We start from the raw sequence: 15725 nt of genomic DNA, 5'->3' as shown, positions 1-15725 counted from the left end.
CTTTCCCCTATCTGTTCCCAATCTCATGCGGCTCGACACGTGCAAACTTGTAGAATTGATGTCATTTTTCAAAGAAAACGCTTTCTTGATTTGGAATTTCTAATTGTAACCGGTATCATTGTTCAATTTTAATTTTTCTTTTGAATATGGCTTTACAGAAGTCTTTCTATGCATGAATATAGAATAAATTATGAATAAATAGAGATAGAAAGAAGGAAGAGTTTATGGTCATTATTCAAGGAATCGCACTTTTACTGCTCATCCTCGCCTTGTTCACATTATTTAGTTACAAGGCGCCTTTTGGAATGAAGGCGATGGGAGCATTGGCCGGTGCTGCAATCGCGAGTTTCCTCGTCGAAGCGTTCAACGCGTACGCAATCGGCGGATTGCTGCCACTTCCTCTTTATGAAGAAGTAGGTCAAGCGGCTGGCGCTTTGTCAGGTCCTGCCGCTGCGGCTCTTGTCGCCATCGCACTTGGAATCAACCCCGTCTATAGTTTGATGATCGGGTTGTCTGTATCGGGATTCGGAATCCTTCCTGGCTTTTTTGCAGGATATCTTTTGTCTTTGGCTGGCACTCGAATCAATCGCTATCTGCCGACCGGCGTCGATATGATTTTTTACGTCATCGTGATGGCACCGCTCGCCCGTCTCGTCGCGACAGGGGTAGACCCACTCGTGACAAACACACTTGAACAGATTGGAGCTGTCATCGAACTGGCAGCAACACAAAATCCGGTCGTCATGGGTCTCGTCTTAGGAGGGATCGTCACGGTCGTATCGACGTCGCCTCTCAGTTCGATGGCCTTGACGGCGATGCTTGGTTTGACAGGTGTACCGATGGCAATTGCCGCGCTTGCGTTGACTGCGTCCATTTCAATGAATTACTTGTTATTCCGTCAATTGAAAATCGGAACAAAGAAAGATCAGCTTTCTGTCGCCATCGAACCGTTGACGCAAGCTGACCTCATTTCCGCTAACCCAATTCCAATTTACAGTGTCAACTTTGTCGGTGGAGCCATCGCCGGGTTGATTGTCGCCATGACCGGTATGATCAACGATGCACCGGGTTCGGCAGCCGGGATTCCGGGACTTCTTGTCATGTATGGTTTCAACGATTGGCAAACAGTCACCTTCACAGCCGTTGTACTGTTCATCCTCGGAATCGGTTTTGGCTTGATCGGAAGTCGTTTGTTCAAAAATTTCCCGATTGTCCGTCATACGGAAAAAGTCGAATCGACAGAAGAAGATGCAGCCTAATCAAAAAATCGATGCACGTTCGAACAAAATGTTCGGCGGCATCGATTTTTCATTTTCACACGTGGGATTATCCTTACAATTCAAAAGCATCAATCAGTTCACAAAGAAATCATCGCACGTTCTTATCAATTGTGAATTTGATTGTCGAAATTAGCGATTCCATACAAATCCATGTCAATTTACTGAAATGACTCTACCCGCATCACTGGATTGACGAGCAAGTTCAATCAAGCGGGTTGTCAATGTTGCATCTTTTAATGAAACGACGGGTTTCCGTACCTCATAACTATAAGCTAACTGTTGATAATACGCCAAATAGCTACCTTTCTCGATTTGAATGGACGAAACCTCTTCTTTGGATAATACACCAGTCTCTATAAGATCACTTTCTAACTTCCCTTGCTTCAGAGCCTCTTCTTGAGGATCAAGTCCATATTTCAAGAAACTTCCTTGCGTGCCGTGCACTTCAAACCGAGGTGTTTCTCCAGCGATGAACGGGTTCGAACGAAGGTATATTCGCTTTTCACCATAATAGAATGTCAGATGGAACCCATCATCGGATTGTCCGCCATCTCGTTGAATCATCACATCTGCTTGAATACGATCTGGCTTTCCAAACAAGGCGAGAGTCTGATCAATCAGATGACTTCCTAAGTCGAATAAAATACCTGAACCTGGTCCTGCATTTTCACGCCACCGATCACGTACATTCGGACGGAAACGATCAAATCGAGATTCAACCACCTTCCAGTCCCCTAACTCGTTCGAGTCAAGTAACGACTTAACCGTCAAGAAGTCTCCGTCATAACGACGGTTTTGATAAACGTTGACGACGCCTTTCGATTTCGCTTCAAGTTCCATCAACTCATATCCTTCTTCCGTTGTCAGAAATGCTGGTTTTTCAACGAGCACATCTTTTCCCGCCTCGAGACAGGCAACAATCATCTCTTTATGTAAATGCGACGGTGTCGTGATGACATATAGAGAAGCATCCGATTGAAGCGCCTCGTCTAATGTCGCATATACCGTGGCACCAGGTAATTCAGCCTGCACTTCTTCCGGGCGCGAAGACACGACGCCACTCACTTCAAATGAGTCAATGGCCTTTAAGAACGGCAAATGGAACGTGTTCGCCGAGAATCCGAATCCTACCAACATGGTTTTAATCATATAAAACCCTCCTTTTCGCTGTTGATAGTATATCAAAAAAAGGGTCTAATGACCCTTATGCACTCATGCTCTCATCTAATCTGTACTCGAACGTATTGTACCCGTTTCGTGAATCGACAAAGACGAAACCGAAACGTGGATAGTAATCATTTAGAAATTCATTGTCAGCGACACAATCAAGACGAATTGGTTCATCTTCATCGGCTTCCTCTAAGACATGCTCCATGAGTTGCTGTCCGACACCTTGCCCTTTTAGTTTTTCGCTGACGACGATTCGATGGATATATTGTCCACGCTCACTGTCGTCCCATAAGTCATCATCCCACTCATCTGGAGGTAACAATGCGATTGAAGCTAAAATTTGTTGGTCATCTTCAAAGACATATACACTACCTTCAGCAATGTCAGTGCGCACACGCTTTACGAGGTCCTGTTCCAAATATTCGGTCCATTGGTCGCTTCCTTGTTCATTTAGCACTACGGCTCGTTGTTCGATTAGGTTCGCGATGTGTTTAGCATCGCGCTTCGTCGCGAGTCGAATCATAACGTCCTCCTTTAGTTATACAGTATTTGAAATACAAATATAACGGAGAACAACATGCCTTTCAACCATCTTGCTCACTCGTGAAAATCAAACGGAGTGACGTCTCCATCGTTCAATTGATAACTATACGTCAACGTTGCATTGAGGCTATGCGATACAGAACAATATCGCTCAACGGACAACTCGATGGCCCGCCGAACTCGTTCTTCCGATAACTCGCCTTTCAGGATATACAAGATGTGAATGGCTGTAAAGCGTTTCGGATGATCGGTCGCCCGCACCCCATCGATTTTCATTTCGAATGCTTCGATTGGCTGTCGCATCTTATGCAGAATCGACACGATATCGATTCCTGTACAGGATGCGGTCGCGTGAAGCAACATTTCTGTCGGACGAGGGCCTGTATCGAGCCCACCGACATCATCCGCCGCATCAAGGATTACCGTGTGTCCTGATGGCGTATGTGTTTCAAACGCCATCCCTTTCTTCCATACGACTTCCATGTTCATCATCTTCTCCCCCTATTTCATTTGATAGCATCCTATTCCCTCATTTGATGTATGATTAAGCTATGAATCGATTATAAAGGGGTGTATGTCGTTGGATTGGTCTATGATTTTCAGTTGGGGACTTTATATCGTCCTCGGGTTAAACATGTTATTCGCACTCGCCGTCATCTTCGCCGAAAGACGTGACGTCGGCGCGACCTGGGCCTGGCTTCTTGTCCTGTTTTTCTTACCAGTGCTCGGCTTTATCGTCTATCTCTTCCTAGGGCGACAACTTAAGAAGGATAACTTCTATAATTTAAGTGTAGAAGAACGTTCCTTCCATTCGCTTCAAGTCGAAGCGCAACTTGAACAAATTCATACGCGCCAAACCCAGCTCGCGCAGCCGCTGTTTGAAAAGTATGACCAACTGCTTCAAATGAACTTACGATCGTCTAAATCGTTGATCAGTGTACATAACCGTTCCCTCATCTTGCACGACGGCGAACAAAAGTTCAAAGCGTTGATGGATGACATTCGCTCGGCCGAGACGGAGATCAATATTCAATATTACATCATCCAGCGTGACGCTCTCGGTCAGGCACTGTTGAAAGAGTTGATCGAGCGTGCGAAAGCCGGTGTCAAAGTTCGACTCCTCTACGATGCGGTCGGCTCACGTAGTCTTCGGAACTCGGACTTTAAAGAGTTGATTGCGAACGATGGCGAGGTGCGCGTCTTTTTCCCACCGACACTCGGAATCATCAACTTCAAGTTGAACAACCGAAATCACCGAAAGGTCGTCATCATCGATGGAAAAATCGGCTATGTCGGTGGATTCAATGTCGGTACCGAGTATTTAGGTTTAGTCGAAAAATTTGGCTATTGGCGTGACACGCACCTGCGTGTCGAAGGAGATGTCGTTTACAATTTACAACACCGATTCATATTGGACTGGAATTATTCTGGTCACCGTAAACATGATCCTGAAAATGCCTTCTGCTTTGCGCGACATGACATTAAAGAAAATTCTCCGATGCAAATCGTCACGAGTGGACCAAACTCGGATACGGAACATTTGAAGAATATGATGATCAAAATGATCATGTCCGCCAAACGACGGGTCGTCATTCAAACGCCATACTTCATTCCAGACACGAGTTTTATGGACGCTTGCAAAATGGCACTCCATTCTGGCGTTCAGATGGATATCATGATCCCTGGAAAACCGGACCATCCATTCGTCATGTGGGCGTCCCTCTCGTTCCTTGGGGAACTCCTCGACTACGGGGCAAACGTCTATCTGTATGATGAAGGGTTTCTCCACGCGAAGACGCTCGTCGTCGATGATGAGATCGCGACCGTCGGGACGACGAACTTGGACGCTCGAAGCTTCCGTCTCAATTTTGAAGTGAACGCACTCATCTATGATGAGCGGGTCGCCCTCGAACTCGTTTCTTTATTCGAGACCGATACGGCGGTCAGTCGCACCTATACAGTGGAAGATTATGAATCTCGTAAATGGACGGTACGCGCCCGTGAAGGGGTGTCACGCCTACTTAGTCCAATCCTATAATAAGACATGAGGCAGAGCGGAGCGCTCTGCCTCATTGTCGTTTACAGTTTGAACCGCGAGACGAGATCTTGTAACTCCTCGGCCATGGTCGCGAGTGCTTTTGCTGACTGTGATACTTCTTCAATCGATCTCAATTGATCATCGGTCGTCGCCGCCACTTGCTTCGAGACGCTCGAATTCTCATCTGCGATGTCGGCGATTTGTGATGCCGTCGCTGCCACTTCCTGAACGTTCGCCGCAATCTCCTCGACGGTTGCGGTCACGTCTTCAATCCGTGGTGTCATCGCCACTGTCCGCTCCTTGATTTTCTCGAATCGGTCTGCTGTCATCTCAGATGACGCCAACCCGGCTTTCGTATGCGTAGATACTTCCTGCATCAACTGTACAGACTGTTCCGTCTCATGCTTGATTCGATCAATCAACGCCGCAATTTGTTTCGTCGACTGCTGTGACTGTTCTGCGAGTTTACGCACCTCGCTCGCAACGACCGCGAATCCTTTGCCGTTCTCACCCGCACGTGCTGCTTCAATGGCAGCGTTCAAGGCTAACAGGTTCGTCTGTTCAGCGATTCCATTGATGACCGTGACGATTTCTCCAATTTCGTTTGAGCGATGTGCCAATGAGTGAATGACACCCTCGAATGTCACGACAGACGCATCGATCGCCTGCATCTGCTTCACATTATCCTTCACGGTCGTCGAACCGTCTTCCGCCTCATTCGAGGTTTCGCGTGAAAGTTCAGACACGTCCATTGAACTCTCTGAGATTCGCATGATGCCGGATGTGATCGCTTGGAGCGATGTCGCATTGTCGTCAAGTTGTCGCTTCGAGCCATCGGCGCTGACTGCCATTTGATCAACTGCACGGGCAATCTGTTCCGATGAGGCCGTATTGTGTGCCGAATTGGCCATCAATTCTTGTGACGATGCGGCAACTTGACTGATTGAATCATCGAGACGGAGTAATACCATACGAAGTGAATCGCTCATTTCATTAAAACTCTCTGAGACAAGCCCGATTTCGTCGTTCGATAAGACGGTAATCGGCTCCGTCAAATCTCCTGATTTGATTCGTTCTGCTCCTTCTGTCAATAAACGCAACGGACGCAAGATTGAACGGAGAACGAAGTAGAGAAGAATGGCTGCAATCCCGAACATTCCGATGATGACGAATCCAGTCGTCCAAAGAATGCCGACAGTCTCGTCTTGAATCTCACCGTCATATAACGTACCGGCAATCTTCCATCCGGTGATTGGGTTCGTCACGAATGCTTTCTCCACACCTTCCCCATTCTCCGATACAGACAGAGTCCCTTCTTCCTTGGCAAAGAGCGAATCTGTCCAAGATTCATCAATCTTTTCACCGACAGCCGTCGACGGATGAATGACGACTTGTTCTGCCTGGTCGAAGATGGCAACGTATCCTTCTTTCCCGATTTGAATGGTGGATGCCACTTCAGCGATATCGTTCACATCGACGTCAACGGCGACCACACCACTACCGTCTGAAGTCTTCTTCGAAACCGTGATCATCATTTTTTGAGAGGCGGCATCGACGTACGGATTCGTGATGGCAACATCTTGTCCACTTGCTTCAGCCGCTTCATACCATGGACGAGTGCGTGGGTCATATCCTTCTGGCAATTCCTGCTCAGGATAGATCGTCATCGCACCTTCTGCTGAAGCGAAGTAGATGTTCGTCACTTTTGGATGTGTCTCTAAATACTCAGTAAACTTCTCTGCTAACGCTTGATTCGCTTCTCCCTCTTCATAAATGGAACTATCAATCCGATTCGCAAAAAACGAGATGTCCGTTTGAATCGGTTCGATGAGGTTCGTGACCTCATTGTTCATCCGGTCTACCCCCGAATTGGCGGACTGGATCATTTGAGACTCGATTTTACCTTTCGCCTGCGAATAGGCGACGATTCCAATCAATGTGGCTGGAATAATCAATAATAGAACGGATAAGACAATCAATTTTTGCTTGATACTAATCGTGCGCTTCTGTTTCATAAAACATCTCCTAACCCGAATAAAATGTTCAAGCGAGTTCGATGAGTCGAATCCCCCTTGGGTTATTCATCATATCGGTCAAAAGTCATTAAATCTGAAGAATTGATTGAATTATTCGAAAATTATTTTTCGGAAACTGAAATGGAGTTTCACCGTTGTGTTCGATTGAACAAATCATACTATTCGTATTTAGTTAAAATTTGAGTTACCATATCGGAAAAGGGAGTCAAATGATGAATTCATTATTGGAAGAAATCAAATCCTATAAAGATCAGTTCAAACAAAATGCACCTGCCGAGAAGCAACGATTGATGGCTCAGGCGACTCAAGAATTGAAAGATTCAGGCATCGCATCAGGGTTAACAGTTGGAGATCAAGCGCCGTCGTTTGAATTGCCTCACGCGGACGGGACAACCGTCAATTTGAAAACGCTCCTTGAAAATGGACCAGTCATCGTCACATTTTACCGAGGTGGATGGTGCCCATACTGTAACCTCGAGCTCCGCGCTTACCAGCGCGAGTTGGCAACGATTCAAGAAAAAGGCGCGACTCTTGTCGCGATCAGTCCGGAAACGCCGGATTATTCCCTTTCGACGAAAGAAAAGAATGAACTTGATTTTTATGTATTGAGTGATGTTGATAATATTGTCGCACGTCAATTCGACCTCGTCTTTGACATGCCAGATTACTTGATTGATATTTATAAAGCATCTGGACTAAATGTCGATGCACATAACGGGAACGAAGATTGGCAGTTGCCGAAACCGGCCACGTTCATCATCCAATCTGATGGAACGATTTCGTTCAGTGATGTGCCTGCTGACTATACAGAACGTGTCGACCCGAAAACGGTTATTGAAAAATTGTAAATTAAAGGAGATGACGCGCATCATCTCCTTTTCTATTCACTTATTTCGTTTATTGTCTTATAAACTCCTCGTGCAATATCGCGTACACCATGCTATCGGTCCATTCATTCTTATTCCAATAGTCTCTCAAGAAATGAGCTTCTTTTCTCATTCCAACCCGTTCGCATAATTTCTGGGAAGCTACATTTCTGGCGTCGAGATTAGCTTGTACCCTATGTAGATTGAGCTTTGTGAACAACTCCCCTAGCAATCCGCTCACTGCCTCCGTCGCATATCCTTTTCCTGAATGTGAATCAGAAAAACAATACCCAATCTCTACCGTATCTTTCATACCCGTGTACCAAACTGTGAGATCCCCAATCACTTCATCTTGATGTACGACTGCTAAATTCAACGTACTAGTCTCGGTAAGAATAGAATTTGTTAGTTTTTTATCAAATTCTTTCTTCCTGTTTTCAGACGTCCATGGCTCATGCAAAAGATATCTGCATACTTCTGGTTTTGTATACATTTCGAATGTAGCATGCAAGTCTTTCTCCATAAATGGTCTGATTTCTAAACGCTCAGTGGTAAATTTCAAGTCGACTCCTCCCTTTCATTTGATCGCGCAACTCTCCTCCGGTTCACGACCTATGAGGACATGATAAATTGCTCCACTCGCTTGAGAAGTGTTTCAAGTAACCGTAGTGACCGGTATGTCTCTCCTGTGTACTCGAGGCTATGATTCATCTCCTTGACAATCTCGAGTTCGGTCAAGGCCAGATGTTCAAGACGCTTCATTCTCTCATCTACATAATGTTGGTCCGCCGTTCCTATGAGAATCATCTGTTGTCCTTTATGAGACTGGATCGCTTCATATATGTCGTCTTGTTTCAACAAAGGTGTCAACCAAACGAGTTTGGCATCATGAAACACGTTTCGGGTGAGTTCACTTGCCATCGCAACCGTACCGAGCGATTTTCCGACGATGATGTATTGTTGAACGGAATCAGTATGTAGGATTTGATCGATGACGAGTCGAACATCATCAACAATTGCCTTATTTACATCGACTGAATCGTACCGCTCGTCGCGATAGTTATAGTTGACTTCGAGAACGTTCAACCCATTCTCTATGCACAATCCAGTCGTATAGCGAAACATTGGAGAATCATTTGTATATCCGTATCCGGGCAACATAATCACGAGTGTGTCGGATGACGAATCAGGCTGCAGGTACGAATACGGGACGGGTATTCCGTTTTTCCCAATGACGTGACCATCTGTTACTTCATACATGCTGTCTCCTCAATTCTGCAAGAGCTGCGTTTCATGGTGATGAATCATCGTTCCAATGCTCTCTCCTTCGAGAATACGATGAATGGCGTTCCGCTCCTTGAAGTCGAACAAGTGAATCGGCAAACCGTGATCTCTCGCGAGAAGCAATGCCGATTGATCCATCACTTTCAAATCATTCGAAATGACATCGTTATAGTGAAGGGTTTCAAATTGACGAGCGTCCGAATCCAAACGAGGATCGCGGTCATATACGCCGGAGACACCGTTCTTTGCCACGAACAAGGCATCACATCCCACTTCGATGGCACGCTGAACAGCAGGATAGTCTGAAGAGACGAACGGTTGACCGTTACCGCCTGCAAAAATGACGATATATCCTTTTTTCAAATGATTGATGGCTCGAAGTTGAATGTACGGTTCGGCTACGCTCGGCATTGGAATCGATGTCATGACGCGCACTTCTCGAGTCGTATCTCGTTTCAAGATTCCACGTAGCATCAATGAATTCATGACCGTCCCGAGCGTCCCGATACTGTCAGCCTCCACGCGATTGATCCCCCACACTTCTGCTTGATTCCCGCGAAAAAGATTTCCCCCGCCGACCATGATACATACTTCAACCCCGCTTTTTGCGAGTGACAATATTTCTTCAGCTATCAGGCTGAGACTCATTTCGTCAAAATTATCCGTTCCATCACCGGCTAGAGCGGCTCCACTTAACTTGATACAAATTTTTCGGTGCTTCAATGTCTCCCAACCCTTCATTTGGAATTTTTTGTTCAATTCAGTATAGAAGAGATTGTTTGATTGAACAACAGTATTCCATTTTGATTCAATGGGACATTTTTTCGTATTCTTTGTAAGTCTCCTCAAACATATAAAGTCCACCGATCTCTTCATCGATAAACGTATACAAAGACATTTCAAAGTCTGAAGGTTGTCTTTCGGTGAAACACTCTTTTACTCTAAGTAACCCTTCTCTTATATACAGCTTTCCCTTTTCGGTATTCTCGTTTGAGATATAGTACCGTCCAAGATCAAGGTGGTAACGAGGGAATTCTGGGTACTCTGCAATCGCCTTTAACAGATACGCTTCATACTGATCTGGACGTTCATAACCATGTAGATTGGCCATCGAATAGTAGAGGATCCCTTTTGATTTAGCATCCATTTCACTCAACAAAAAAAGACCGTAGAACATTCTACAGTCTTAAAGCTCAGGCTCCCATGATGGAGTCATGACGGGTCGTTTCCCATCCATACGCCACTTCTCGAAGCATCAATTCACCAAACTCTCGATCTTTCTGGTCGATGACCTGCCCTTGTTTTCGCTCATAAAAAGTACGAAACGGATTCATCTCAAGTGCCCAGATCAAGAGTCCTGCCTCACACATCGATTGCACGGCATGTTCAAGGAGAGCGGACCCGATTCCGTTCCCTTGATGATTCTCTAAAATATAAATGGCATACACTTCATTCGTGTGGTCTGGATACTCTCCTGTCCGCTCTTCTCCGTAAAGAACGAAGCCCACGATTTCGTCCTCGACAATCGCCACAAAGCCGGCTACTTCTTGCCGACGAAGGGCGGTCCGCAAGCGTTCCGCCCATTCGATGGAGCCGGATGATACTTTTAGCAAATACTCGGTCGGTACGATCCCCCGATAGGTCGTACGCCACCCGTTCACACGCACTCTCGCAATCCCATACACATCATCTGGTTTGGCGACCCGAATGTCCAATGTGACCCCCTCCTCACCCGAAGCTTTACAAATAGTTTACCACAAATCCCCAACTTGCAATCCGAGATTATGTGAAAATTGAACGGACATCCACAACAAAAAAGACGTCACCTTTAGATAAAGGCGACGTCTTTTATCACGTTATGCAACTTCTTTAGATTGGACTGGTGTAGAAGTTGTTAACGGTTTTTTCAAGAACGAGAGGAGCAATGCTCCGACCACCGCACCTGCCAAGATGGCGAGTGCATAGAGGCCCATACTCACCGCGACGTTTCCAGCTCCTTCAAGAAGTGGGAAGACGAAGATTCCTCCGTGTGGCGCTGGTAATTGAATCGTGAAGAATGCGGATAATCCTCCTGCGATGGCAGAACCGAGAATCGCTGATGGAAGAACGCGAATCGGGTCCGCAGCTGCGAATGGGATTGCCGCTTCCGTGATGAACGAAGCTCCCATGATATATGCTGTTTTTCCTGCTTCGCGCTCTTGTTTCGAGAACTTTTGACGAGCGAAGACAGTTGATGCGAGTGCGACGAGGAGTGGTGGTACCATCCCTCCAGCCATGACGGCTGCCATGACTTCTTGGTTACCCGCTGTGAGTGCTGCCGTTCCGAAGACGTATGCTGTCTTGTTGATCGGACCACCCATATCGACTGCCATCATCCCACCGACGATGACTCCTAAAAGGATAGCGTTTGCGCCGCTCATACTGTTCAACGTATCCATCAACCATGTCATAAGTGCAGCAATCGGTTCATTGACGACGAGCAACATGACCATACCTGAGATAAATGATCCAAGTAAAGGATATAAGAGGACCGGTTTGATTCCTTCAAGTGAAGCTGGCAACTTCGCAAGTGCCTTTTTCAAGAAGAGGACGACATAACCTGCCAAGAAACCAGCGATGAGACCACCGAGGAATCCGGCGTTCCCTTGACTTGCAAGTACCCCTGCCACGAGACCTGGTGCGAGACCTGGGCGATCGGCAATCGACATCGCGATAAAACCGGCGAGAATCGGAACGAGGAAGCCGAATGCAGCTCCACCGATTGTCATCAATTGTGCAGCAAATTCATTGTAAGACGGGTCATCCGGGTTAGCAGAGTTGATGCCCCAGAAGAAGCTGATGGCAATCAAGAGTCCACCTGCGACAACGAGTGGAAGCATCGCAGATACACCGCTCATCAAGTGCTTGTACACGCCTGTACGTTGTTCTTTCGAAGCGCCACCTGATGTTTTCGAAGCCTCATATACCGGCGCATCTTGTTTCACCGCACGATTGATAAGTTCTTCAGGTTTCCGAATCCCTTGTGCGACCGGAACTTCGATGACTCGTTTACCAGCGAAACGATCCATTTCAACAGCCTTGTCCGCTGCGACGATGATCGCTGTCGCCCGGTCGATATCCGCGCGCGTCAATTCATTTTTTACACCAGTCGATCCGTTCGTTTCGACTTTAATATCGACGCCCATCGCTTCCGCTTTTTGCTTCAAGCTATCTGCTGCCATATACGTATGAGCGATTCCTGTCGGGCATGCCGTGACCGCTAAAATGAACGGTGCATCTTCATTCGTCTGTTTGACGACTTCCGGCTTCGCTTCTGCCGCTTCTTTTTCTTCGATGGCACGGATGACATCGCTTTCAGAAGTGGCTGCATAGAGACGCTCTTGGAATGCAGGGTCCATCAAGTAAACTGAAAGTTTAGAGAGTGTTTCAAGGTGTTCATTATTCGCGTTTTCTCCTGCCGCAATCATGAAGAAGAGGCGGCTCGGTTGTCCGTCTAACGCTTCGTAGTCGACGCCTTCCGAGCGACCGAATGCGATTGCTGGCGTTTTGACCGCACTCGTTTTCGCGTGAGGAATGGCAATCCCTTCTCCGAGGCCGGTCGTGCTCTCGCTTTCACGTTTTAGAATCGCATCGCGATAACCGTTGCGATCGGATAGTTTACCAGCGCGATCGAGGACATCGACAAGTTCTTCGATGACCTCACGCTTAGAACTCGCGCGTAGATTCAATTGAATCGTGTCGCGTTGGAGCAAGTCCGTGATTTTCATGTTGTTTCCTCCATTCGTTTAAGTGGCGTAAGTTGTACTTGATCGATCAAGCGATCGATCTCTTGTTTTGAACATAGGCCGAACGTATAAGCAGATGCGCTTCCTGTCGTGACCGCGTATCGAAATGCTTCTTGTTCACCTTTTCCTTTCACATTCGCGACAAATCCGGCGACGAGTGAATCTCCTGCACCAACCGAGTTCACAAGTTTCCCGACCGGTGTGTTCGCTGTGACGGCTCCGTCCTTGTTAACGAGTAGTGCCCCGTCTCCCGCAAAGGAGATGATGACGTTTTTCGCCCCGCGTTTGACGAGCTGTTCGGCATAAGGTAGAGCTTCTTCAAACGTTTCAATCTCGGTATCAAACAATTCACCTAATTCATGGTGATTCGGTTTGATCATGAGTGGTTCAAGCGTGAGCACCTCGAGCATGGCATCTTTCGTTGTATCGACGACAAAGTCGGCACCTTTTTCGCGAATCGATTCAGCAATGGTCCGATATAGCGAGTCTGGTAGGTTGCTCGGGATACTACCCGCGAGGACGACGATATCGCCTTCTTGAACTTGATCGAACTTGGCCGTCAACAGTTCGAGCTCGCGCTCTGTGATATTCGGTCCGCTCGCATTCAGTTCTGTTTCCTCTTTCGCCCGAATCTTGACGTTGATCCGGGTGTTCCCATTCACCTCTACGAAATCGGTGTGTACACCGTGATCGACGAGTGACTTTTTAATGAAGTCACCGGTCGTCCCACCGATGAAACCAAGCGCTTTCGTCTCTTGTGCATATTCCCGAAGAACGATGGAGACGTTGATTCCTTTACCGCCTGCGCGCTCCGTCGTCTCTTCGATTCGGTTCACTTCTCCTAGATGTACTTCAGGTAATGTTACGTAGTAATCAATAGAAGGGTTGAGTGTTAACGTGTAAATCATTTCGCATTCACCACCTTTGTGATTGTTTGGATGGAACTCATTGACTCACTGCTTGATGTGATCAACTGTGCGGCATCTAACGTCGCGACTCGGCTGAACGTTCGTTTCCCGATCTTCGATGCGTCCGCGAGTACGAACGAGGTTTGTGCCAATTCGATTGCCGTTTTTTTGACAAGCGCTTCTTCTGGGTCCGGGGTCGTGTAACCCGCTTCAAGGTCGATTCCATTCATTCCGAGAAAGGCGAGGTCGACGCGATAATTCATCATGCTCTCCCGTGCGTTATACCCAACCAATGCCTGAGTGGAACGCTTTAATTCTCCGCCAATCACAAACGTCTTAATATCAAGATCAAATAATTCATTCGCAATCGGTAAACTGTTTGTGACGACGACAATCTTTTTGCCTTGTAAAAACGGAACCATCGCCTGAGTGGTTGTACCGGCATCTAAATAAATCGACATCCCGTCTTCGATGAACATTGCGGCCTTCCGTGCAATCGCAACTTTTTCATCTACGAACCGGTCTCGCTTTTCTTCGAATGTCGGTTCCTCATCTGGAGTCGCAATGAGTGTTGCGCCTCCGTGAACCCTTGCCAGATACCCTTCCGCTTCGAGGTCCGTCAAATCTCGACGAATCGTCGACTCGGATGAATCCGTCAAATCAACCAATTCTTTTAATTTGACGACCTTCTGTTCAGATAAGCGTTGCAAAATCAACTGATGTCGTTGTTTCGTTAACATCTTGTTCCCTCCATACGTCTAATATAAAGCGTTTTCATTATAAAAACAACTAAAATCATTCAAAAACATTCATTTTCATTCAATTTGTCACAATTATAACATAAAAAACGGTCAATAAATGACCGTTTTTCGAGTTTATGACTGTTTTTTTAACCATTCATCCAATTCTTGAACGAGTTTTGGATGAATCGGCGCATCGATTGCTTCACGATACTCTTTGTGCAGCATGAGAAGCGAATGGGGTGACTCCCGTGTCACGAGCAGATGATTCATATCTTCGATGATTGACGAGGTGACCTCACCTTTTGTTTGAATCATATGGACGTGCTCTGGTGGGACTTGCACATCACGCCCCCCGGTAATCGCAAGAACCGGGACGGTCACATGCTCCAATCGTTCCCGGACGTCATAGGATGCATGTTCACGAATCCATTTCGCATTTACGACTTGACCTCGATATTTGAAAGACGAGACGTTCGTCCGTAAAGAACGCTCTAACAAATCGTCCTGTCGCTGCCTAACTTTTTTGGCAACGCCCGTCAACCGGTAGAAGAGACCTTTTATCCCTTTCACATGTTCGATGTCTTTAGCGAGTGCATCTGCTTGGTATAAGAACATCCGCTTGGACGATTCATGGAAACCGGAAAGTAAGATCAGTCCATCAGCCTTCGTCTCAAGTTGAACGGCAGGAGCAAGAACGGCCCCTTCACTATGACCAAGTAGATATAAGCGATTCACATCGGCCAGTTGTCGAATGGTGCGCACGACAAGAATCGCATCGTTAATCAAATCAAGTAAACCGACTTTATTGAAGTCCCCATCGGACTTGCCAATCCCTTGTTTGTCATATCGGAACACGTTGTATCCGCGGTCGTACAACGCTTCTGCCAACTTGGCATACGTATTAAAACCGACACCACCCATATTGCCGTCACGGTCACTCGGCCCACTTCCGCTCAACATGACGATTGTCGCCCGGGGCTCCTCATGGGAAAGAAAAGTTCCTGCAATCGTTCCATATGCTGTCGTAATCGTCATCTCTTGTTTCATCGTATCGCCTCCATTACTATCATAC

Annotated in this window: 16 protein-coding genes; 3 read left to right on the top strand and 13 right to left on the bottom strand. The window is 46.7% G+C overall.

The window, feature by feature from the left end:
• The first annotated feature begins 224 nt into the window (after window positions 1-224).
• Window positions 225-1259, top strand: coding sequence for a PTS sugar transporter subunit IIC (locus tag OKS35_RS03570; protein WP_264092488.1), 1035 nt, complete (start codon window positions 225-227; stop codon window positions 1257-1259).
• A 174-nt stretch (window positions 1260-1433) separates the two neighbouring features.
• Here the strand turns inward: OKS35_RS03570 and OKS35_RS03565 are convergent, their stop codons facing one another.
• The 3 genes from OKS35_RS03565 to OKS35_RS03555 form a co-directional block, all read right to left on the bottom strand.
• Window positions 1434-2429: a Gfo/Idh/MocA family oxidoreductase gene (locus OKS35_RS03565; RefSeq protein WP_264092487.1), complete on the bottom strand. Its 996-nt coding sequence runs from the start codon at window positions 2427-2429 to the stop codon at window positions 1434-1436.
• A gap of 55 nt (window positions 2430-2484) precedes the next feature.
• Window positions 2485-2973, bottom strand: coding sequence for a GNAT family N-acetyltransferase (locus OKS35_RS03560; RefSeq protein ID WP_264092486.1), 489 nt, complete (start codon window positions 2971-2973; stop codon window positions 2485-2487).
• Window positions 2974-3047: 74 nt separating this feature from the next.
• A complete protein-coding gene (locus OKS35_RS03555) occupies window positions 3048-3482 on the bottom strand; it encodes an OsmC family protein (RefSeq protein WP_074037078.1) in 435 nt (144 codons plus the stop codon).
• 103 nt (window positions 3483-3585) lie between these two features.
• On the opposite strand from OKS35_RS03555, the gene cls reads away from it, so the two are divergent.
• Complete coding sequence (gene cls, locus OKS35_RS03550; protein WP_012726224.1) at window positions 3586-5031, top strand: cardiolipin synthase; 1446 nt, start codon at window positions 3586-3588, stop codon at window positions 5029-5031.
• A gap of 41 nt (window positions 5032-5072) precedes the next feature.
• Here cls and OKS35_RS03545 read toward each other — a convergent pair whose 3' ends face one another.
• Window positions 5073-7046: a methyl-accepting chemotaxis protein gene (locus OKS35_RS03545; RefSeq protein ID WP_264092485.1), complete on the bottom strand. Its 1974-nt coding sequence runs from the start codon at window positions 7044-7046 to the stop codon at window positions 5073-5075.
• 233 nt (window positions 7047-7279) lie between these two features.
• Here OKS35_RS03545 and OKS35_RS03540 point away from each other — a divergent pair, with 233 nt between their 5' ends.
• Window positions 7280-7915, top strand: a complete 636-nt coding sequence (locus tag OKS35_RS03540; protein WP_264092484.1) for a peroxiredoxin-like family protein — start codon at window positions 7280-7282, stop codon at window positions 7913-7915.
• A gap of 49 nt (window positions 7916-7964) precedes the next feature.
• Here OKS35_RS03540 and OKS35_RS03535 read toward each other — a convergent pair whose 3' ends face one another.
• The 9 genes from OKS35_RS03535 to OKS35_RS03495 all read right to left on the bottom strand — a co-directional run bounded on the left by OKS35_RS03535 (window position 7965) and on the right by OKS35_RS03495 (window position 15700).
• Window positions 7965-8495, bottom strand: coding sequence for a GNAT family N-acetyltransferase (locus OKS35_RS03535; protein WP_214783228.1), 531 nt, complete (start codon window positions 8493-8495; stop codon window positions 7965-7967).
• Window positions 8496-8545: 50 nt separating this feature from the next.
• Window positions 8546-9193 carry an alpha/beta family hydrolase gene (locus tag OKS35_RS03530; RefSeq protein ID WP_264092483.1) on the bottom strand — a complete coding sequence of 216 codons (648 nt, stop codon included), beginning with the start codon at window positions 9191-9193 and terminating at the stop codon, window positions 8546-8548.
• Window positions 9194-9202: 9 nt separating this feature from the next.
• The gene (gene pyrH, locus OKS35_RS03525) at window positions 9203-9958 is read right to left on the bottom strand and encodes a UMP kinase (RefSeq protein ID WP_264092482.1); all 756 of its coding nucleotides are present in this window, start codon (window positions 9956-9958) and stop codon (window positions 9203-9205) included.
• A gap of 67 nt (window positions 9959-10025) precedes the next feature.
• Complete coding sequence (locus OKS35_RS03520; RefSeq protein WP_264092481.1) at window positions 10026-10328, bottom strand: hypothetical protein; 303 nt, start codon at window positions 10326-10328, stop codon at window positions 10026-10028.
• Between the two features lie 82 nt (window positions 10329-10410).
• On the bottom strand, window positions 10411-10932 hold the full coding sequence (locus OKS35_RS03515; protein ID WP_012726215.1) for a GNAT family N-acetyltransferase: 522 nt from the start codon (window positions 10930-10932) through the stop codon (window positions 10411-10413).
• 141 nt (window positions 10933-11073) lie between these two features.
• Entirely contained in the window at window positions 11074-12984 is a 1911-nt protein-coding gene (locus OKS35_RS03510; RefSeq protein WP_214783216.1) for a fructose-specific PTS transporter subunit EIIC, read from the bottom strand.
• Window positions 12981-13910, bottom strand: coding sequence for a 1-phosphofructokinase (gene pfkB, locus OKS35_RS03505; protein WP_214783213.1), 930 nt, complete (start codon window positions 13908-13910; stop codon window positions 12981-12983). The genes OKS35_RS03510 and pfkB overlap by 4 nt, the downstream gene beginning before the upstream one ends.
• On the bottom strand, window positions 13907-14650 hold the full coding sequence (locus tag OKS35_RS03500; protein ID WP_264092480.1) for a DeoR/GlpR family DNA-binding transcription regulator: 744 nt from the start codon (window positions 14648-14650) through the stop codon (window positions 13907-13909). Before OKS35_RS03500 ends, pfkB begins: the two co-directional genes overlap by 4 nt.
• Before the next feature lie 135 nt (window positions 14651-14785).
• A complete protein-coding gene (locus OKS35_RS03495; RefSeq protein ID WP_264092479.1) occupies window positions 14786-15700 on the bottom strand; it encodes an alpha/beta hydrolase in 915 nt (304 codons plus the stop codon).
• Between the last annotated feature and the right edge of the window lie 25 nt (window positions 15701-15725).

This window comes from Exiguobacterium sp. N5 (genome assembly GCF_025842465.1).
GTDB lineage: Bacteria > Bacillota > Bacilli > Exiguobacteriales > Exiguobacteriaceae > Exiguobacterium > Exiguobacterium profundum.
The sequence above is the reverse complement of the archived record's forward strand: the minus strand, read 5'-3'. Positions and strand labels throughout refer to the sequence as shown.